Source organism: Flavobacterium sp. HJSW_4, assembly GCF_042436695.1.
In the GTDB taxonomy this organism is placed as follows: Bacteria; Bacteroidota; Bacteroidia; order Flavobacteriales; family Flavobacteriaceae; genus Flavobacterium.
The window spans coordinates 23,648-43,122 of sequence record NZ_JBHNPP010000002.1; the positions used below are offsets into that span (position 1 = coordinate 23,648).

Genomic DNA, 19,475 nt, shown 5'->3' on the forward strand with positions numbered 1-19,475 from the left:
TGCTGAAAGTATTGACAGCATAGACATTATGCCCTTTGAAAGACCTATTATCCCTTCGGGAATAGAAAATGCTCCAATGTTTAGAAGTACTCAAAAGATTTGAGCATTGAATCACGGTTCAAAAATAAAATTAAGATCTGGCCTCAACCTTATTTTTCACAGAGATTTGTGTTAGTACAGGCGTGTATAGATCAACTTCTTCCGCATCCGTTTCTATACTAATAATCAAACTGTAACGTACCTTTTGGTTGAATTTATTCTGTCTTTTTAAATTCTTATACCAACCGTTCTTAGGAAAAACTGCGATGACATTTCGTTCTGCCATTTCCCGACCTGTAAATGTTAAAAGATCCTTTCTTATTGAGCCTTTAATACTTGAACTGCCCAAAGTCCACTTTTCCCCTCTTCTGTTTACTGCGCTTTCAGAATCTTCATCTTCAGGTTTTGAGATTCGAGCCTTAAACTCTTCAAGAGTTTCCAAGCGCTTTATAATTTCGAAATCTAACTGATGAGATGCATATTGGTAATGACTTGCAAATTTTCTGCTTCCTGGGTTAGGTTCAATATAGTATGAAAGAGTGATTTTCAATGTTGCCATCTGCTGCTCCAGAGCCTCTAGTGCCTCTTTTGGCCAAGGAAGTGTATATAAATGATAATCATTATATTTACCAGATCCACCTTCCTTCTTGTAGGGCTGTATTGTACGTTCTGCGACAAGAGTCAGGTTATTTTCGGCGCTGTAAAGCGCTTTTTGCAGGTTAGGAACTCCATAACCAACCGTACGCAACAGGTTTATTTTATCTCTTTTCTTATGCATTCTAAGAGATTTGTTAGATAACATCTCTGAAGTCCATTCACCAGAATGTACCATCAAGGCTCTAATGGTCTCAGGCCAGTAATTTGGATAATTTATCTTAATTTCAGCTGCCAGCTTCGAGGCTAGTGCTGCGGCGCCACTTGTGTCACCGAATGGTATAAAAATATCCGTATCATGATCAGCATCCAAAGACAGCATTTTTAAATCTGAATGATCTGATGTGTAAACTCCATCTGTAGAACTGTTTCCTCCTTCTAAAACTAGCTCCGGCTTGTTAGGGTAGTTGTTATCAAAGAGCAAAGAAGTAGGATTACTTGGAGCCATTGCACCATAACGTGCCACCGCTGTCAAACCAGTCGCCGCATTAATTTTGTCTTTGCGTGTGTACGTCCCTATTGTTATCACATTGTATGCCTGGCCAGGGTCATGAATACACTCCAAGTGGTTAAGATCTGGATAATCTTCATGCTTTGTGCCATACACATTACCTCCGCTAACAATAAATAGCTGTGGTTCATCATCGATTCCAAAAATTATTTGATCGACAGCTGAAGACCATGCAGAAGGACGTCCTTTAAAGCGTAGATTACTATCCGTCACTGTCATGCAGTAGACCCTTGGATTATTTGGCCTGTCGGCTACCCCCGTTGTTACCGCAGTATGAGTAATTGCCCCATATAGTTTAGGATCATTTGGAGTACGATGATGATATATCTTATAGGATTCTAAACCATGAAATATTTTTATTCGTTCAGGTTGAGACAGTGCAACTGTTAGATCACCGTATAGAGCTAACCCCGCAACACCCGTCCCGTGGCCTCCACGCGGTTCAGAATCACCGGTCCCCCAAGAATCGTTGTAGGTATATAAATGTGAATCGGGAAGAAATGGAACAAGTAAAGGGTGTTTATTATTAACTCCGCTGTCCAAAAGACAAATCAGAACACTCTCGGGCGTAAATTCGGAATCAATCCTGGATTTTAGATCATCTAAGTACTCGACCTTATTTTCCTGTGAAATATCTTTATGGGTGATGAAATCTGAAATCTGTTGAGGATTTCTTAGTTCTGCTAAATTGTCTAAGACAAGAAGCGCCCTTGATAGCTGGGCAGAAGTCCCTTTTACTAACTTTACAATATGTTCGGTCAACTCAAGAGTCTGATCTCCAATCCTGCAGCCATGCAGTGTCAGATTATACAAGGCTTTTAATAAATTATCTGAATCGGAACGGGTCTTTCGAAACCAGACTTCCCACCATACATTCTGATTATCGGAAGGAAAAGGAATTTCTGGTTCATCTGTCCAGAATGCCTTAAGCGTTGCAATTTGAATGATTTCAATATTGTTGAGAAGATCAGAATTTGCCGGTACATCAGTAGCTTCCCTTTCATTAGTTTCTTTATTAAACCTAAATGTATTTTTGACTAGAAAGGACTCTATTTTTTCTACAAATTCCGAAACTCCTAATCTGTTTATTACTGCCAGCACATGATATCGAAATTTACGCTGACCATCCTCGATGATTTCTTCGCAGCTAGTGTTAAGAAGCTGGAATATTTTTTTATTGGCCCTTAAGCCGTCTTTGTCAAATTTATCGAAATCAAGACTATAGCCCCAATCTGAACTGAATTGAACATATACTACATCGTCTCTGATTAGAGTGGGATCAATTATTTCTTCCTCACTAAGTTCGAAATGCTCTCTTACTGCATTTATTTGATCTAGCAGCATCCTGCCATGATAGTTTCTATCGCGGATCTGTTTCTCTTTACGATTTCTAGGAGTCGGTCCCGCATATCTGAACGAATTGCTCTCATTGTAACTATCCAGCTTGATATGCGATTTATTTGACATTTATTATCTTTCTTTTTTTAAGATTATCCTTTAGAAGCTCAAATTGCAAATTCTCCGAACCGGAGAGAATCATTTCTTTTATAGTATCATTGCATGCTTTTACAATGTCAGAATAATTAAGTCCCACAGAAATTTTTGAAAGCTCTTTGAAATTGACCTTGCTACTAAATTTAAAATTATGCAGACTTTTTTTAATTATCGATACAATATGCTCCTCATCAGGAAGTGGATATTCAATTATATCATCGAACCTTCTAAAAAGTGCACTGTCCAATGATTCAGGCAAATTTGTCGCAGCGATAATAATACTGTTGCTGGGATCCTTTTCTATATTTATGAGAAATGAGTTTAACACTCTTTTGATTTCTCCAACATCATGCTGCAAATTTCTATGTGAACCTATAGAATCAAATTCATCAAATAAATAAACTGCCCTATGATCAAGCATTGCATCAAATATTAGTCTGAGTTTAGCAATTGATTCTCCTAAATATTTAGATATAAGACCATCCAAGCGGATAATATAAACCATTAGCCCTAATTCTCCTGCAATTGCTTGGGCAGTCATTGTCTTTCCTGTCCCTGGCTCTCCTGTGAGAAGAAGTTTTCTTTTCGGCTCTAGATTATGCTGCTTTAATACCTGCCACTTTTCCTGCTCTTTTATTACACTCTTAAGGCTGTTCTGTGTTTGCAGATCCAAGACCATACTGCTGAGCTTGATTTTTGGCTGGAAGACTTCGATAAGTTCTTCAAGATCTCTCTTATGAACATTTAAAGGAATAGCTTTGTTTTCAATGAAATCTTGTGAACGCTCTTTTCGCGCTTTATCAATCACATTTTTCAGTTCCTGCGCAAAATTGGAATGACCTTTCCTCGCTTCAGTGGCCGCTATTTGCATAGCAGTCGCAAAGAAACGGCTTTCATCACCTTCTCCGAAAGATTTGATTAATGATTTTATTTGATCCGCAGCTGCCATAATCTTTTAAGTTGTTGCGAAGGTAATATTTTTTTGTTATTATGATAACCCTTAATATAAATATACAAAAAAACAATAACATAATCAGTACATAGCGAAGTACTTTAAATACTTTTCATAATGAAAAACCGTCAAAATAATATTTCGTCGTAACTTTTATATTAAATCATTGGCTACAATATACTTTAGAAACATTGCACTTGTCCATGCTGCATACTTTTTTGCTCCATCTGTCTTTTGAGCAGTATTATCCATTACTGACTTTATAATAAGGGGAATTGTTCTTTTATCATTGACAAGTTCACAAGCCCTTGCAATTCCATAGCTCTCCATCTCTAGGCCAATTGTCTTTCTATCGTTTACTGAAATTTTTTCGGCGAAGTATCCTTCAACATCTATAACCTGCCTGACGCAAGCTACCGGCTCAAAATGTATAGAAACATTATCATTTCGAGTTACATTTAAATCCTTAATGTACCTTTCAATTTGCTCTTTGTGTCTCCTAAATAATGATATTGCAGCACTGTCTGTATTACTGGCTTCGATTTCTCTTTTAAACTCGGATCCTGATAATTTTCCTTTATCGATTGTAAATACTTTTGTTGATACTATAATATCTCCGATTTTTGTATCATCCGGCTTCCCCCCCATTACCCCAGTCATAATGATGTACTTAGGAGAAAACCTTAAAATCATTTCTGTCGCTAATATAGATGCATCAACCATCCCAGTGGAATGTTGAGATACAAAAGCCACCTTTTTTTGTGGATTGTCCACAAAAGTTCCATATTCTATGTTATGAACTGCATTTTTTATTCTTCCCTCGCTCTTTATCAAAGGAAGAACTTGAGCCATTTCATCTTCTTCAAGAGCAGTGATAACCACATATTCTATTGCAGCTACATCAGTTTCTGTAGTTCCAAGTTTCTCTCTGCGTTCCAGCATATCCTTTTTTGTATAAACTTTTACTAATTCTTTATCAATTGAAGTTGCAACATGGTGATACCTGCTTATATTCTTAGTGAGCGTAATATCGTGATCAAGCAGTTCTTTTTTTATTTTCACTCCATTTCCTTCTGAAATAAACATTTCATCGAAAAGAGGATATTTCTCTTTTATTCCAGAAGTTAAAAAAGCTCTAATACCTTTCTGTTCCATCGTAAAGAAGGCATGTACAGCCAAAAAGACAAATGCATTGTCATCTAGTTTAGAAATTTTATCGTCTAATTGTTGCAGGTTTTCTACCAGTTTTATGTCCTTAAATAATGTTTCTCCTAGAAAATGAAGATTCTTTTCGAAATGTTCTTTCTCATCGTAAACTAGTAAAACAACGTCAGATGCTTTCATATTTTAAATTTTAATGTTTGACTGAAAATATTATTAATTGTATCCACATGGTGATTATACGAAAAAGCAAAAATTGTCCCGTCTGATAAGTAATTAAGTCCATTTAGCCCCTCTTTACTGCTAAATTCCTTCACACTTTCAGTAAAATAGTTTTCTAGATCAACTATTAAATTGTCGCTATCCTTGTAAATTGAGATTTTAACGGGCACAGTTTTGCTGCAATAAAATTTTAAGTTATCATATAACTCATCGACAATAAGCTTATCCACGTATACTTCAGGTATATTAATAACATGGTTTTCGCCCATTTTTTTATCGTCGATTATAATTTCTGTTTCCAAAAGTTCTAACTTCGCTATAAATTTTTCTATAAATCTGTCAAAACTTACACTAGGTGTGTCAAATATTTTTCTAAAATCTGACTCAATCCCAAAACCAATCTGAATTGCTTCCAGAAACTCGCATGTTGAATCATAGTTTTTTGGATCATTTCCTCTCTGTCTTATATTAAATATAAATTCGTCAATTGAAACATACATCTGCAGAAGTGAATTACTCTTCTTTTCCATTTTGTCAAGTATCAGAAAATAAGGATATGGCTTGAAGAAATCATCAAAAGATCTATAAAACGTTATAATTTTATCAAGGAAGTCAAACTTTATACTCCACCAACTGTCTTTAATTGAAATAATTTTTTCATCATGAAGGACTTCCTGCTTCTCGCATGATTTCTTCATTTCCATAAGAGCCACAATTATCATCGAAATATTATGATTAAACGAATTTCGATCGTCATGCAGTCTTGGCTGGTCCTGCTCCCAATACAAATCCCTGATTTCTTTTAACTGAGACTTAAAATCATCTGCTTTTGGAAGAGTATTTATAAAAGAGTAGAATCTATTTAAATCAGATTTAGATTTTAAATCTAAATTATCAGACTTCAACATTCTAAGCAAAAAAGCAGATATATCTACAGAGTACGGCTTAAGCAATACCTCGCTTTTATTGATCGGAAAATATATTAATAATTTATATAGAATATAATTAAATCCAGTAGATTTCACGAAAGCTCCGCTTGCAAACTCTAAAAGTTTCAAGAGATTTTCTTCCGACATCTTCCATAGAAGATTTTCATTTTTATACACTATAAAGAACAAATGCAATATATCTCTTTTATTATCCTTCCAATCATAATAAAGATGTTTGTCCATGTCTATTTTTAATCCTGAGACTGGATGGCCCATAATTAAAGTATCAACAAATTCTTGCAGTTTTTCTTTTACATCAGGCAGCAAATTTGCAATTCTGTCATAAAGATACGGCTCATAAAGTAAGCACATACATAAAAGCTCTATTTCTCTGGTTCTATCGGATGCTTTATCTCTTCCCTCATACTTTGTAATAAAAGAATTGAACCAGTTAAAACTTTCTCTATAAAACCGGTATCCAGTAATTTTACCTATCTGATTACGGATTAAAATTATATCTTTTTTAGGCAGTGAGCCGTTTTCTTTATTTTTTGGAAGGTATTTATAATCTAGCTCATTCTCTTTCTGAGGACTGATGTCTCTTAAAATAACCTGTGCTATATGGCGTAAATTTAAGGGTGTGTTTTGTATCTTAAGTAATTCTTTCAGCCAGTCTATTTCTTTAGAATATGGTGAATTATTGAGATAAAATGTCGAAATATGCCAATGGCTTCCAAAAAAAATATTTACTTTAACTGCATTTCCAGTCTTAGTGCTTAACAAATTTATGCGGGAGAAAAATTCTCGCTTATGGTCGTCTACCCTGCCAATTAAACTAACAAGATCGATCTTTGAAGGGCTAAAAAAAGATAGTTCGTTAATCATCTGAAGTAATGAGTCTCCTGAACAGCTTCCATCATCAAGAATAACGATTCTACTTCCTTCTACAATTGTAGAGTAATATTCTGTAGTATGAGGAAATTTCCATCCTTCTTCAGTATTAAATCTTTCCAGTTCAAAAAAATTAACTGCATGGTTTTGAAAAACTTTTGATTTTAAAAGTTCAAAATCTAAATGCGAAATATCCGAATTCTTAGGATAGAACACTTTTAAATCAACTGCAACATTCAGAGATGTGACATCAAAAATTTCAGCCACAAATGATGGCTTGCCTCGGTGCAAATGAGTGTTTTCTCTGCTAAGAATATTTTTTAAATTAAAAAAGTAAGGATGAATTAAATTATTAAAAACCTTAAAATTAACCGTGATATCGTCATCTTCTAGATAATTAACAAACTCTTCAGTACTAAATATTACAGACTCTTTTAAAGTATTCACATCAGAAAAAGTAATAGGGATATTTGTGTAGGGATTAATGCGGATTACCTCTCGCAATCTCTCTTTATCCATAATTTCTGCTCTTCTGTACTTTTTGATTGGTAAAGTATATAAGGCTACTATCTTGGATCCAAAATCCTTTATAAAATCCGCACTGTTTGCAAAATTCTCATCAAGTGTATTTGCAATTGTAGCAATAGTTATTAATTTAGATCCAACAGTAGTGAGCAACTTTTCAAGCCTTCTGGTCATTCCACCAGTCGAAATTGCATCACCTATTAAAACATAATTTGTTGCTGATTTAAAATTTCCATTTTTCTTATCTTTTTCGAAAGAAAAATAGTTATCTAAAAAAATACAATTTTCTGCCTTAATGAGATGTTGCTTAATCATAGATTTAACTATCTTATGACTAGCGGAAGTTACAGCTATGTAATTTAATTCATCTAAATGCTCATTAGCCTTAACTATTCTATCGTACAGCATTTTAGTCAACTGAAAGCAGTCCTCATCATTATTCAGTAAATCTGTAAGATGCAAAAAGGTATCCTGATAATAATTACCATTGCATAAATACAATCCCTCATTTCGAAGACATTTATTAAACTCAATCAATTCCTGGACCAAAAGATCATTTATCGTACGGAACTTATTATAGTAGCTGTCTATAAAATCAATATGTGGTAAATGTGAGTAAACATTATTGTACTCATCATAATAATGAAGATGGCCTAAAATATTATTGAAGTCCCTAAAATCGCTTTTGGGACTTAGGTGTCCTTCATATGCATACTTTGTAAGGTTGTTTTTATCTTCTTGGTCATAAAGCCCCAACCAAAAGACATCTAACTCATCCCCATCTGATGCGTAGATAAAAGGAATGGGATGAATTTTAAAGTTTTTGATAATTTCACTCAGACTTAACAATTCATCATTTATTGCCTGCAAAATATGTCGCTCTGGAGGGTGAAATACTACAATGTTGTTGTTGATATTTATATCATAACTTGTAAGAAAATAAAAAGCAGTTTTTTTTATCAGCCTTTCATCTCTACATCCCAAAAAGCTTATGTAGTTCAAATAGGATTTTGCCGATTTATTCTCCAGCGTCACCCTTAAATTCTCGATCAGTTCTACATAAATAAATTCTTTTTCTTGATTTAGATTTTGGAAAAGGGTATATAAATTTATATACCTAGTCTCATCAATGCTTTTATTCTGAAAACTAAAATCTGGCTTAATAGCAGAGTTATTAAATATCTCAGTACTAAAAAGCGCTGGTAGATAAATGGTGATAAATGTACCTGGAAAGAGTTTTGATTTATCACCAAAAGATCTTACTGCAGAATCAATGCTTGTCTCAACTGAAAAATCGTACAAAATCTTTCCCTTGTTACTTCGTAATATTAACAAACCTCTATACCTTCTAACAATTGTTAACAGATCGAAAAGTCCTCTGGGAATAAAAAAAGTATCATCAACATTCTTTATGGGTGTTCTTGAGCTATTATGTTCAAAAGCATATTTTAGAATTTCGTTATGATCTACTTCTTCGTTCCCAATCTCATCAGGCACTTGTTTGTCAATTCTAAACTGATCTACTAAAGTACTAGCGATACCTTCACCAAAATCCAGAAACGAAAACTGAAGAAGATGCTCATTTTTAAAAAGATTGTTTTTCATGAAAAAATCTCTACTTTCAGTAAGTTCCTCTTCACGAAAATTTTTCTCTAGAATGGAGGGATTGTATTTTACATGACCTTGTTTTAGTGCCAAACTCATGAATGCCCATTTGTTTTCTGTATCTTGAAAAGCAAAATTTGTATGGTCTAAAAAATTCTCATATAGCTCCTTTGTGATAATACTACTTAGTGTTTTGTTCACAAACGGATGATCGCAATTTGCTCTTCTCAATTTTTCACGAACTAGTTCATTAAGCGTATAAATAGGATCAATTTCACTGTCAATTAATTTTTCATCCTTGTAATTCTTTATCCGATCCAATGAAACAAAAGGTGTTACACCAAACCTATCGTAAATCTCTTTATCTGTTTCATTGTATTTTCTTTTAGATTTTAGCTCTAAAATAAAATTCTTAACAGAACCATAATCGATGTCAAAATATGGCCCAAAATTCCCATCTGAAATTACCGAATATATTTTCCATATTTCCCAGAGTTGAACTATTTGAATCTTAACCCTGTCATTAACTTCACCTGAAGGGACTCCTGGTTCCAAAAATTGTACTTTGAATGAGAATTTATTATTATATAGATATTTTAAAATACCTGTGAAGAGCAGTAAGTTTTGATTTGACATCCACTGGGTTTGGCTTAAATCAAAAAGGAAACTTTTATCTTTTCTATTAATTGAGCTATAAACATTGTCTACAAATTCGTCAATATGCACCTCTGTAAACTTGGTCGGAAATTTATAAACCATTTAAATATGTATTGCTTTATTTTATATATGTTAGGAATCGGTTTTTAGAAATTAAAAATATTTTAATAATTTGAGTTAACTATACGTAAAAATACCTGAATTCAAATCTTTTAAATCCAGTAATAAATCGCGATGTATCCCATAAAAAAACAAACTATTACAAAATTAGTAAGTGAATATTACTTAAGAGAACACTACTTAAAATGTAGGCGCAAAATAGGTGCATTCCGATCCAGTACCAAATTAAAATATTTTATATATCTAAACTAGAAGTTTGGTTTTGAAACATTACCATAAAATAATTAAGGGATATAAAAAAACTCTCTTTATATTCTCCAAAAAATTAACAGTCACATAGCAAGATATCACGTGCATTATCAATTCCTACTCGTTTAAACTTCATTTTTACCCTAAAAATACGTAATGAAAACCTAGCCAATATAGGCTTTAAAATATCATAAATTATAATTTTAGTTGCTCATGATTATCAATTAAAATTCAGAGAAAGTTATCCCAATTTAAAATGAAATATCATTAATAAATATTTTTATTATCAGAATTAGTTAGAAATTAAAAGTTATTAATACACGGAGCTATAAAGCTCCTTCATCTACAAAGGAATAATAAGTTTCAGGAGTAATGATCAGATGATCTACCAGTATGACATCCATAATTCTGCCTGCTTCTTTAACTTTTCTGGTTATCTGCTTATCAGCTTCGGAAGGCTTTACCTGTCCTGATGGATGGTTGTGGATCATGATCAGCGATACGGCATTTGCTTTAAGGGCAGCTGCAAAAATCAGCCTTAGGTCTACTGAAGTGCCGGCGATTCCTCCCGAAGATACTTCATACATACCCAATACCTTATTGGACTGATTCAGAAGCAGTATCTTGAACTCCTCGAAAAATTCAATGGTATCGGGATTCCAGCACTGGACCGCCAATTGGTAAACTGTTTTGGAAGATGTGATATAGGGTCTTTCTGAAGCTTTAACTTTGGTTTTGTAGATAAGCTGGATTTCTGCTACCTGATTCCAGTTTTGAAGTGTTTTTGAAGTTTCCATGATTTCCAAGTTTTAAGATTAATAATGGAACCTGAACCGGGAATGAGAAAGCGAGCGAAAAAAGCAACGCAATAAAGCAGGTTTTTCCCCTGCATTTATGGGGGAATTTTTTTCTGCGAACCGCGTTTCCTTCCCGAACTTTGTTTCGGAATTAAGCCTGAACCCCTGAGACGATATCCCCGCCTATAAGTGTCTGCTCGCCGATTTAGCACAAAAAAACCGAAAACTAAGTTTCGGCTCTTTCTTCTTTTTTGCTTTTAAGGCGCTTCTTAATCTGATAGAGGTTCTGATTCAGAAGCTTCAAAATCTGCTTGTGATGCGGAGAATCCTTGTTTTTATCTCCCCTGCACTGTAGAACTTCAAGAGAGGGAAGCGCCACTTCTATGGTCTCCACAGGCTTGTTTTCAAATTTCGCAGAAAGGATAAGGGAGTTTCTCTTTTTGTAGTATTCGTTGGCAAATACGCAGTGGCGGAGCATATCGCCCTGCTCAAGAAAATCATGCACGCTTTCCATTACGCAGATGGAAAGATTCTCGTTATTGAACTCCAATCCGAAAAACTGCTTTTTCTGCTCTTCGTAGGCAATCTGCGCCTGCTGTATTTCTGCGCGAAGTTCTTTTATATGCTTACGCCTTTGGATGATGCGTTTTTTCTCCACAAGCCTGTCGTGCTGTACCTCCAAATTTTCGGGGCATACCATCTCGGCATTGTTCAAATCCTTTTTGAACCATCTGAGCAGGTAGATGTAATCTTCCCAAAGCGAAAAGTCCTTTATCTTGTAATTGTTCCTAATGCAGGTTTTGACCGCCTGCCAGTTCTCCCTGATGTGCTGAGAATGCGACACGAGATAATGGGCAAGAAAATCGGTCTGCCCAGTTTTTAGGAGCGTTTCAGCATGGGAATCTTTCAGAAGAGCAGTAAAAAGCACCTGAGGCGCTATGCCGTAAAAACTGTCTTTGAAGCCGTTCCTTTTCAGCATAGAAATCGCTTTTGAACACGGATAGACTTTATAAGGATTGATGCGGTATTTTGGGGAAGACTCAAAACTTTTAGGGCGTATTTCCAAAGGGGAATAGTATTTCCATGAATCATAGGCCTGCGAAAAAACATTCGTACCGAGCGAGAGCGTGCGCACCTCCCCTTTTGCGTTTATCCAATGCTGCATCACTTCCTTGTGGTAGTAGGTCGGCAGGAAGTTCTTTTTCATATTCTTATGCGAGCAGACGATGCGCACCACCTGAAATCCACCGCATACATCCAAAACGGCGAAGTACTCGATTTCCCTGAAATGCGCCTGATTGCATTGCTGCATTTTCAGCCTGCCCTTGCATGCCGTGCAGCTGATATACTTTTGGCAGGATGCTTTCTTGGCATCAGGCTTCCAGGCATGGGCGCAGTCAAGGCAGTGGAATTTCACTCTTGACAGCACGCCCCATTTGATGAAAATATTCTTCTCTGCCCAAATCTGCATCTTTTCAGATAAAGGCGAAAGTGTTACACTCAGGGACACAATCTGTTTTTCGATGATGGTTTTCGGTATCATAGGTCAAAGAGTGTAGGGTTTTTGGATTCGGTTTTCGGTGCAGTGACCGCCGTTTTTACGACGGCGGTATTCTGCACAGCTTCGGGAGCGGAAGTGAACAAATCAGCCACAGCAGGCTCTTTTACCACAACCTTGCAGTTTACAGGCTGAGGCTGTCCGATGCTGTCATCGGAGTAGTATTTGACCGCCATGTCAAAGATTTCCTGATTGTCAAAGGCGCACAATCCCGTTTTTTTCACTTCGCCGAAAATATAATTGCAACAGCTTTCCAAGTTTTTGGACTGCTTGGCGAAGTCCTTTGCAAAGACGGCATCGGCAAGGGCGGTCTGATTGAGGTAGTTTTCTATGGCGGTCTTGAAGTTTTCTGAAGCTTTCATAAGGGAAGTTTTTAGATTGTACAAAAAGATTATTCAAAAGAGGTTCTGTAGATGTCGTAACAGTACTCCTCAAAACAGAGCCAGCACATAAAAGTGTAGTGAGGCAGACTGTATCTGTCTTTTACCGCTTCCCCTAGGGAATCTTCCATTTCTTTTCTGATGTCTTCCAAATCATCCAAATGCTCGATGTAGAATTTCCTGCAGTCGGCATGATAGATAAATTGGGTTACCATACCGCTGATGCATCCGCTTCTCTGCATGTCTTCAAGGAATGCTTTAAGCTGCTGTTTTTTTGTTCCGTCATAGGACTGCATTTCAGAAAGGATTATCTTTTTGAATGCGTCGTGAACGTCATACTCGGCGTATATTGATTTTTCCAAGGCTTTCATAACTCGTTTCTTTAGGCTTATACATTTAATTGGAATTAAAAAGGCAGGTCGTCAGGCTGTTCCTTTCTATTCTTTTTAGCAGGAGCTGTCTGCCCCTGCAAGGCTTGCGCATCTGAGACAAACACCAGTATTTTGATGCTGCTCGTGTGAAAAGTGAGGCTTGCCATAGCCTTGCCCTCCGAATTGAGATAGGCGTTCACTCCTATTCGTCCGAAAAGCTCCACCATTGCGCCTTTTTTAAGCCATTGCGCAACACCCGAACTGAGCCAGTAGGAACAGTCGATATAGGTTACTATTTTTACCGCTTCTGCGCTTCCTTTGGCTTTGTAGCTGTCGTTGACTGCAATTGAAAAATTTACCACCTCCCTGTCATTGGCTGTTTTGGCAACAACTGCATCTCTTGTTAATCGTCCTGTGATTTCCATGATTTCTAAATTTTAAATGATTACTGTTTTTAAAATTCTTTCCCCCTGCCTTTCCCAACAATTGTTTTCAAAAGAAAAAACGGAAAAAAAGAAAGCAGCAATAAAGCGGGCATCAAGGATACGGAGGGCTATAAGTCCCGAAGGGCGGCAGGGCCGTTATGCGCCTGCAGGATCCGGTGCACGCTAACTTGGCTGCCTTTTTATCCGTTTCGAATGAAAACTGAATGACATTCCCATTATCACTGGTTACTAAAAGAAACAGGTCCCCAGTCAGTTTTTTGCTTTATAATTCCAGAATTCCGGCTTGTATTATACAGGAAGGGAAATGAGAGAAACGATAAGACTAAGAATAAAAAAACAGAACCTTAACAGTGATGAGTTCAATATCATAAAGCCCAAGGAAAGACTGATTGCATTTCGAAATGCCGAGATCAGATTAGGATACCATTTACTGCTGGATGAAGCTCAGGCAAAAGAACTCGGAAAAAAGCTTAACTTCAAATATCCATGGCTTTTAAAGGAAAGTATTTCAAAAAATAGTACTGCTCAGGCCAAACAGATTGTCTTCGAACTTAGAAAACGAATAGCTGCAATAGATCCCGGCATTGAAGTTTCCATGATGTAAGCAGATGAACTGATGCGAAAAGCCTTAGAAATAAATCCCGTACGTAAAGAAAAGTACAAACAAGAAGGAAAACATAGACACTAATCCTGAAAACAATAAAATGCAACCTGCACCTATTCTGCCTCAGAAAGCTAAATAATATCTATATGTATTTCAGCTCACAGACCCCTGCGGCAGAATTGCTGCACTCCAAATACAGGAATATAAACACCAGGCCCATAAATTAAAAAATACCAACAAGAGTTAACAGCATAAAAGCCGCCCCAACCTAAATGCAAAAGATTGTTTACCTCACAATTTGAGGAAGCTTCATTCCCTTTAAAATCTGGCTGCGGTCAATATAGGTTCTATCCTCGGACACAATCCCTCCGTCTAATTCAGCAACAAGCAGAAGACAGAATTTTTCGGCACTTGAAAGCGAATTATCCAATATTTCGGCATATAGTTCTTTATCAATAATTTCATCGCTGCTGTAAATAAATTTTAAAATCGAATTTACCTGGTAATAAAAGGTGGTTTCAAAAGCCGGATTTTCAATCAGTGCATCATTGTAGGCAAACTTTGAAACAAGCAGATCATTTTTGCCGCCGTGATCTATTTTCCCTATATTTTCATAATAGGAGTCTTTAAATTCCAGAAACCTGTTGCTATCCATAACTATGTAGAAAGAAGTCTTGCAATGCTGGTAGTTTGCAATCAATTGAAAAAAAAGATTTTCAAATTTCTGAAGCTTCATGGTATCATTCTGATTTTTCATTTCCAGCTGCTGGTTCCGCATTTCAGACCTTGTGAGTTCCAGTTCGATTTTATTATATATCATTTCAATCTGCTGGTATATGACCTGCTGCTTCTGTCCTAAAAATGCAACATACACTAAAACTAAACCGGCCAAAGCAAAAAGTGACGACACGGCACCTCCTGAAATCGACCCAAGTATATTCAGTACATTTTTTCTTTCATCTGATCCCGACATAATCAAGTACTGAAGAACGAAAAAAGAAGTAAAACCTACAATTACAAGAGAAGCTGCAAACTGTCTATACCATCTAATCCTTTTTTCTATAGCCGTGATTCTTTCTTCAGCGGCATCTATTCTATCCTGATAATCTGAATTCATATTTTCTATTGTTAATAATATTTAAGGCCACAGGGATAACAAGGCAATCCATGAATGGATATGCAGGCAAAAACTAAAGGCGTACAAAGAATAAATGCTTACTTGACTGTCATAGATTTTTATATCACATCCGAAGAATATGTTAAATGATGCTAAAAATCAGATGCTAATAAAAAAACTAATATTGATAATTCATCAATTCATCATTTATTCCAATATCCCTTATAAGAAAAAATACATCCTCGGCTATATCGGTAGATGTAAAATTATAACTCATGCCGCTTCCATGATAAACATTATGGTCTTTAATTATGAATCTCAACTGAATTAATTTTTCTATGGCCAATTTAGAAAAGAATTCATATCCGCCAAGTTTTAGTTCCTCGAAAGAAACCATTTTAGACAGGTCCGCTCTATTATAAATCCTTACAAAACAGGATAATTCGATATCATTTAGCTCTTTTATACCTTCAATAATAATTAAATCTTTATAACTAACTGCTTTTGCTTCAGACAAAATCTGGCCAGCATAATATCCTAATATCATTGAGCCAAATACTGATTTAGAATTTATTGCATTTTCTATCGTATCGGTCAAAAAATTAAAGTTTTTTTCCTCTTTCAAATATGTTTTCAATTTTTCGGCATCACTGAGCGCATTTGATCCGTACTCATTTAAACCCAAAGCATAGGACTTCAGGAACTTTTTAAATTTTCTCTTTTTATTGAAGGTATACAATGCATTGACTGCCTTCACAGGCGCGAAAATATCTGATGCTGTATCAGTTAAATCTTTAACCGGCTCAAAACATGAATCGATTATATCGTCCAGTTTTTCAATATTGTCTATTATATTTCTGCTAATATCAATTATATCCATAAGACAGACTTTTAGTGTGTATTTTTTTAATTAAAAACAGATTCGTTCCTGATTACTAACGGCTGATAAATTTCTTATTCAGCTTATCGTACTGGTCAAAAATATAATCACAAAGCTGATTTTCCTCTTCTGTAAGCAGCGTATCATCTTTATGGCCCTGAGAGTAATACTGCTCATATCCTGATCGATCTGCATCCTGCAGCAGCCCTACTAATTTTTTGTCCGCCCACATAATATTATCCTGAATGATTTCCTGCATTTCCACCAATGGAAATGAACCTCCATACTCAATTTCTGTAACAGGTTTATTTCCATATTTATCAAAAAGCTTTTTATGTCCCTCTTTAAAATTAAAGCTAATAAAATAAGGCTTTGCCCTTTTAAACCTCTGCGAGAATCTGGGATATAAAATTGCGATGCCTGTCGCCAGATGCTTATTGAGAAGCAGCTTTCGCAAGGGCGCATAAATCAGAACATATTTATTCTCTATAGATTTCAATTTAAAATCTCTGGCAGATTGTTTCAAACCATACTTATATGCCCAAATATGCGTTCCAACCAATGTTGACAAAATGGTTATCATACCGACAATAATCTCTAAAGGTTTATCAAATTCAAAAGCCATAAAAAAAAAATTAATCTAATCAGTTCTAAAATTAGTGCTGCTTCAAAGACATTTCATAGTAAAGCAAACAGCAATTTAAAATAATACCCTACGGAAATCAAATATAGAAAAAGCGAACCAATATAACATATAATAAAACCCAAATTGCACAAAGCAGCCATATAGGTCTTTTAATGGATCTTCTTTGGGCAATTCCAGCATTTTAGATGTCCAAAATATTCCATTTCATGCTTCTTAACGAATGAAAAATTATTTTTAACTTAGCTCTATCAATACTAATTATACATCTGCTTAACAGATTATTCAAGCACACCTCTTTGATACCTTAACAGAAAAATAAAAATAAGCTTTGCAAAAAACACTACGAAAACCGGAAAACTGGCAGGATTTTGAATCACTTTGTAAAAAACTCTGGGGGGAAATCTGGCAGATTCCCAATAAAATTAAAAAAAATGGTCGTTTAGGCCAGGAACAGGCTGGAGTTGACGTTTACGGGATTCCTAAAGGGGAAATAAAATATTGGGGAATTCAGGCTAAAGGCAAAGATGATTATTCAAATGCAAAATTATCTGAAAAAGAAATACTTCAGGAAATTGAAAAAGCTAAAAAATTCCAGCCTGAACTTGGCGTTTACATTATTGCTTCCAGTTCAAATAAAGATGCAAAAATAGAAGAGTTTGTGCGGCTTCAGGATATTAAAAATCAAGCAGACGGATTTTTTGAAATTTTATTGTACTGCTGGGAAGACATGGTTGATCTCATTGAAGAAAACCGGGAGACATTAAATTGGTATCTGGGGAATGGCAGCTTTCGAGAAAAATATGACGTCAGTGTCGCTTTTGAAAATGGCACAACCCAGACCATCATAAAACCAAAATTTTTAAAGTTAATTACAAAATACAGATATGTTAATCCAGATCTTGAAATTTCCAGAAGTATATCCGCTATAAGCAGGCAGTTTCAAATGATGGCTCCAATATCTACGATATATGGATCTAACGAGATAAACAAAAGCTGGTGCACTTTAGAAATCACGGTAAAAAATACTGGAAATGTCACACTGGAAAACTGGTATTTAAAACTAAAGATAAATGAGGCAAAGAAAATAAGCGATGGTTTTTATGTCGATTTTTTAATGAGTGAAACCACACGAAAAATGCAATATGATAACCGGACACTATGGGCATATAAAGATAGCAATGAATTTTTATATGACCCTCTGGACAAGGAGCCCTTAATTCAGAAGTCCAGCAGAACTTTTGAAATAATGTTTATTCCCAATTTTGAACAGAAGTATATGAGAATCTCATGGGAACTGCTGGCAAGAGATTTTGACAAATCGGACAAACTGGAAGTTGAACTGCAGCCTGAATATGAGGAAGAAATTAAATATATAGAGGTTAATAGGGATGAACATTTTAAAGAAGATAATGTTGAAATCAAAGAGCTGATAATAACTAAGGATAAAAAAAGCATTAATGTTATAAACACACCCAAATAACCATTCAAGCATCTAATGAAGAAAACACTAAGAAAGCCGGAGAACTGGCAGGACTTTGAAAGTTTGTGCAAAAAACTTTGGGGAGAGATCTGGGAATGCGATGAAATAAAGAAAAATGGTCGCAACGGACAGAACCAGAACGGCGTTGATATTTTCGGCATCCCAAATCATCAGCAACATTACTATGGCATTCAATGCAAAGGCAAAGATGATTACAGCAATGCAAATCTATCCATAAAGGAGATTGATGCAGAAATTGAGAAAGCGAAAAACTTTAAACCGTCATTGAAGAAATTCTATTTTGCCACAACAGCAAATAAAGATTCAAAAATAGAAGAATATATAAGAATCAAAGATTTAGAAAGCAGAGGGCTTAATTTATTCGAAATTCATCTTTTCTGCTGGGAAGATATTGCAGATTTAATAGAAGAGAACAAAAAAACCTTTGACTGGTATGTAAAAAGCGTGAATTACAAAAATCTTTATTCTGTCAAAGTTTCCTTTGGCTGTGATACCGATAAACTGGCTTTTGAGCCTAAACTCATTAAAAACAATATCAGCTACGAATTAGCAAGCCCTGACCGATACAGCTTTGACATTTCTTATTCTCCAGAAGAAAATTTTCAAACCAGACGTGAAATTGATACTGAACCACAGCCTGTAAGATATTACATTAATTCAGTAGGTTATAATAAAAGTTCCTGTGTTTTTTATATCAAACTTTTGAATAATGGACACACCTCGATTAAAAACTATAAACTTTATTTCCAGCTTTTAAGTGATTATATTTCTTGTGATACAGTAGATAAGAATCAATCCGTTTATGACATAAATCCTTATACCTACAATACAAAATTTTATAATAACTGTAATGAAGGAATATTTGAACCCAAACAAACCATTCTGGTTCAGACAGATTCGATTAAAACCGATCAAATATGCATTAGACCAAACATCGAAGAGCCTCAGCTAATTGAAATTAAATGGCAGCTCGTTTCCGAAGATTTTAATGACGGCGGAAGCCTCTTTATTGAACTGAATCCTAGAATTATCAAAAGAAATACAGTCGAAAAGCTCGAATTTTATCGTAAAAATGAAACCGTACTTGAAAACTATATTGTTTGAAAAAACAACAAGAACTGTTTAGAATCAGAATAACTATTATAATAATTAATTATCAACATGAA

At 35.3% G+C, this 19,475-nt stretch carries 15 protein-coding genes; 3 read left to right on the plus strand and 12 right to left on the minus strand.

Translation table 11 applies throughout. From position 1 onward, the window contains the following. Positions 1 to 130: 130 nt before the first annotated feature. The 9 genes from ACE01P_RS01945 to ACE01P_RS01985 all read right to left on the minus strand — a co-directional run bounded on the left by ACE01P_RS01945 (position 131) and on the right by ACE01P_RS01985 (position 13,540). Entirely contained in the window at positions 131 to 2,671 is a 2,541-nt protein-coding gene (locus ACE01P_RS01945; RefSeq protein ID WP_379693484.1) for a S8 family peptidase, read from the minus strand. Further along, positions 2,661 to 3,647 (minus strand): AAA family ATPase, encoded by a 987-nt coding sequence (locus ACE01P_RS01950; RefSeq protein WP_379693486.1) that lies wholly within the window; start codon positions 3,645 to 3,647, stop codon positions 2,661 to 2,663. Before ACE01P_RS01950 ends, ACE01P_RS01945 begins: the two co-directional genes overlap by 11 nt. A 156-nt stretch (positions 3,648 to 3,803) precedes the next feature. Further along, entirely contained in the window at positions 3,804 to 4,994 is a 1,191-nt protein-coding gene (locus ACE01P_RS01955; protein ID WP_379693488.1) for a hypothetical protein, read from the minus strand. Then, positions 4,991 to 9,742 (minus strand): hypothetical protein, encoded by a 4,752-nt coding sequence (locus tag ACE01P_RS01960; RefSeq protein ID WP_379693491.1) that lies wholly within the window; start codon positions 9,740 to 9,742, stop codon positions 4,991 to 4,993. Before ACE01P_RS01960 ends, ACE01P_RS01955 begins: the two co-directional genes overlap by 4 nt. Before the next feature lie 593 nt (positions 9,743 to 10,335). Then, the gene (locus tag ACE01P_RS01965; RefSeq protein ID WP_379693495.1) at positions 10,336 to 10,806 is read right to left on the minus strand and encodes a JAB domain-containing protein; all 471 of its coding nucleotides are present in this window, start codon (positions 10,804 to 10,806) and stop codon (positions 10,336 to 10,338) included. A gap of 226 nt (positions 10,807 to 11,032) precedes the next feature. Further along, positions 11,033 to 12,349 carry a PcfJ domain-containing protein gene (locus ACE01P_RS01970; RefSeq protein ID WP_379693498.1) on the minus strand — a complete coding sequence of 439 codons (1,317 nt, stop codon included), beginning with the start codon at positions 12,347 to 12,349 and terminating at the stop codon, positions 11,033 to 11,035. Continuing rightward, positions 12,346 to 12,726 carry a PcfK-like family protein gene (locus ACE01P_RS01975; protein WP_379693500.1) on the minus strand — a complete coding sequence of 127 codons (381 nt, stop codon included), beginning with the start codon at positions 12,724 to 12,726 and terminating at the stop codon, positions 12,346 to 12,348. The genes ACE01P_RS01970 and ACE01P_RS01975 overlap by 4 nt, the downstream gene beginning before the upstream one ends. A gap of 29 nt (positions 12,727 to 12,755) precedes the next feature. Beyond that, positions 12,756 to 13,040, minus strand: a complete 285-nt coding sequence (locus tag ACE01P_RS01980; RefSeq protein ID WP_379693502.1) for a hypothetical protein — start codon at positions 13,038 to 13,040, stop codon at positions 12,756 to 12,758. A gap of 110 nt (positions 13,041 to 13,150) precedes the next feature. Further along, on the minus strand, positions 13,151 to 13,540 hold the full coding sequence (locus ACE01P_RS01985) for a single-stranded DNA-binding protein (protein ID WP_379693504.1): 390 nt from the start codon (positions 13,538 to 13,540) through the stop codon (positions 13,151 to 13,153). A 325-nt stretch (positions 13,541 to 13,865) separates the two neighbouring features. Here ACE01P_RS01985 and ACE01P_RS01990 point away from each other — a divergent pair, with 325 nt between their 5' ends. After that, entirely contained in the window at positions 13,866 to 14,165 is a 300-nt protein-coding gene (locus ACE01P_RS01990; protein WP_379693507.1) for a hypothetical protein, read from the plus strand. A gap of 286 nt (positions 14,166 to 14,451) precedes the next feature. On the opposite strand, the gene ACE01P_RS01995 is transcribed toward ACE01P_RS01990, so the two are convergent. The 3 genes from ACE01P_RS01995 to ACE01P_RS02005 form a co-directional block, all read right to left on the minus strand. Continuing rightward, complete coding sequence (locus tag ACE01P_RS01995; RefSeq protein ID WP_379693509.1) at positions 14,452 to 15,282, minus strand: hypothetical protein; 831 nt, start codon at positions 15,280 to 15,282, stop codon at positions 14,452 to 14,454. A 178-nt stretch (positions 15,283 to 15,460) separates the two neighbouring features. Then, complete coding sequence (locus tag ACE01P_RS02000; RefSeq protein WP_379693511.1) at positions 15,461 to 16,162, minus strand: hypothetical protein; 702 nt, start codon at positions 16,160 to 16,162, stop codon at positions 15,461 to 15,463. Positions 16,163 to 16,217: 55 nt separating this feature from the next. Then, on the minus strand, positions 16,218 to 16,787 hold the full coding sequence (locus ACE01P_RS02005) for a hypothetical protein (RefSeq protein ID WP_379693513.1): 570 nt from the start codon (positions 16,785 to 16,787) through the stop codon (positions 16,218 to 16,220). A 349-nt stretch (positions 16,788 to 17,136) separates the two neighbouring features. Here ACE01P_RS02005 and ACE01P_RS02010 point away from each other — a divergent pair, with 349 nt between their 5' ends. Both ACE01P_RS02010 and ACE01P_RS02015 read left to right on the plus strand, forming a co-directional pair. Continuing rightward, complete coding sequence (locus ACE01P_RS02010) at positions 17,137 to 18,288, plus strand: hypothetical protein (RefSeq protein WP_379693516.1); 1,152 nt, start codon at positions 17,137 to 17,139, stop codon at positions 18,286 to 18,288. 15 nt (positions 18,289 to 18,303) lie between these two features. Then, complete coding sequence (locus ACE01P_RS02015) at positions 18,304 to 19,413, plus strand: hypothetical protein (protein ID WP_379693518.1); 1,110 nt, start codon at positions 18,304 to 18,306, stop codon at positions 19,411 to 19,413. Positions 19,414 to 19,475: the final 62 nt, after the last annotated feature.

What these genes read in the sequence shown, in the direction of transcription:
- ACE01P_RS01945 (WP_379693484.1), bottom strand. Translation starts at nt 2,671, where the DNA reads ATGTCAAATAAATCGCATATCAAGCTGGATAGTTACAATGAGAGCAAT.
- ACE01P_RS01950 (WP_379693486.1), bottom strand. Translation starts at nt 3,647, where the DNA reads ATGGCAGCTGCGGATCAAATAAAATCATTAATCAAATCTTTCGGAGAA.
- ACE01P_RS01955 (WP_379693488.1), bottom strand. Translation starts at nt 4,994, where the DNA reads ATGAAAGCATCTGACGTTGTTTTACTAGTTTACGATGAGAAAGAACAT.
- ACE01P_RS01960 (WP_379693491.1), bottom strand. Translation starts at nt 9,742, where the DNA reads ATGGTTTATAAATTTCCGACCAAGTTTACAGAGGTGCATATTGACGAA.
- ACE01P_RS01965 (WP_379693495.1), bottom strand. Translation starts at nt 10,806, where the DNA reads ATGGAAACTTCAAAAACACTTCAAAACTGGAATCAGGTAGCAGAAATC.
- ACE01P_RS01970 (WP_379693498.1), bottom strand. Translation starts at nt 12,349, where the DNA reads ATGATACCGAAAACCATCATCGAAAAACAGATTGTGTCCCTGAGTGTA.
- ACE01P_RS01975 (WP_379693500.1), bottom strand. Translation starts at nt 12,726, where the DNA reads ATGAAAGCTTCAGAAAACTTCAAGACCGCCATAGAAAACTACCTCAAT.
- ACE01P_RS01980 (WP_379693502.1), bottom strand. Translation starts at nt 13,040, where the DNA reads ATGCAGTCCTATGACGGAACAAAAAAACAGCAGCTTAAAGCATTCCTT.
- ACE01P_RS01985 (WP_379693504.1), bottom strand. Translation starts at nt 13,540, where the DNA reads ATGGAAATCACAGGACGATTAACAAGAGATGCAGTTGTTGCCAAAACA.
- ACE01P_RS01990 (WP_379693507.1), top strand. Translation starts at nt 13,866, where the DNA reads ATGAGAGAAACGATAAGACTAAGAATAAAAAAACAGAACCTTAACAGT.
- ACE01P_RS01995 (WP_379693509.1), bottom strand. Translation starts at nt 15,282, where the DNA reads ATGAATTCAGATTATCAGGATAGAATAGATGCCGCTGAAGAAAGAATC.
- ACE01P_RS02000 (WP_379693511.1), bottom strand. Translation starts at nt 16,162, where the DNA reads ATGGATATAATTGATATTAGCAGAAATATAATAGACAATATTGAAAAA.
- ACE01P_RS02005 (WP_379693513.1), bottom strand. Translation starts at nt 16,787, where the DNA reads ATGGCTTTTGAATTTGATAAACCTTTAGAGATTATTGTCGGTATGATA.
- ACE01P_RS02015 (WP_379693518.1), top strand. Translation starts at nt 18,304, where the DNA reads ATGAAGAAAACACTAAGAAAGCCGGAGAACTGGCAGGACTTTGAAAGT.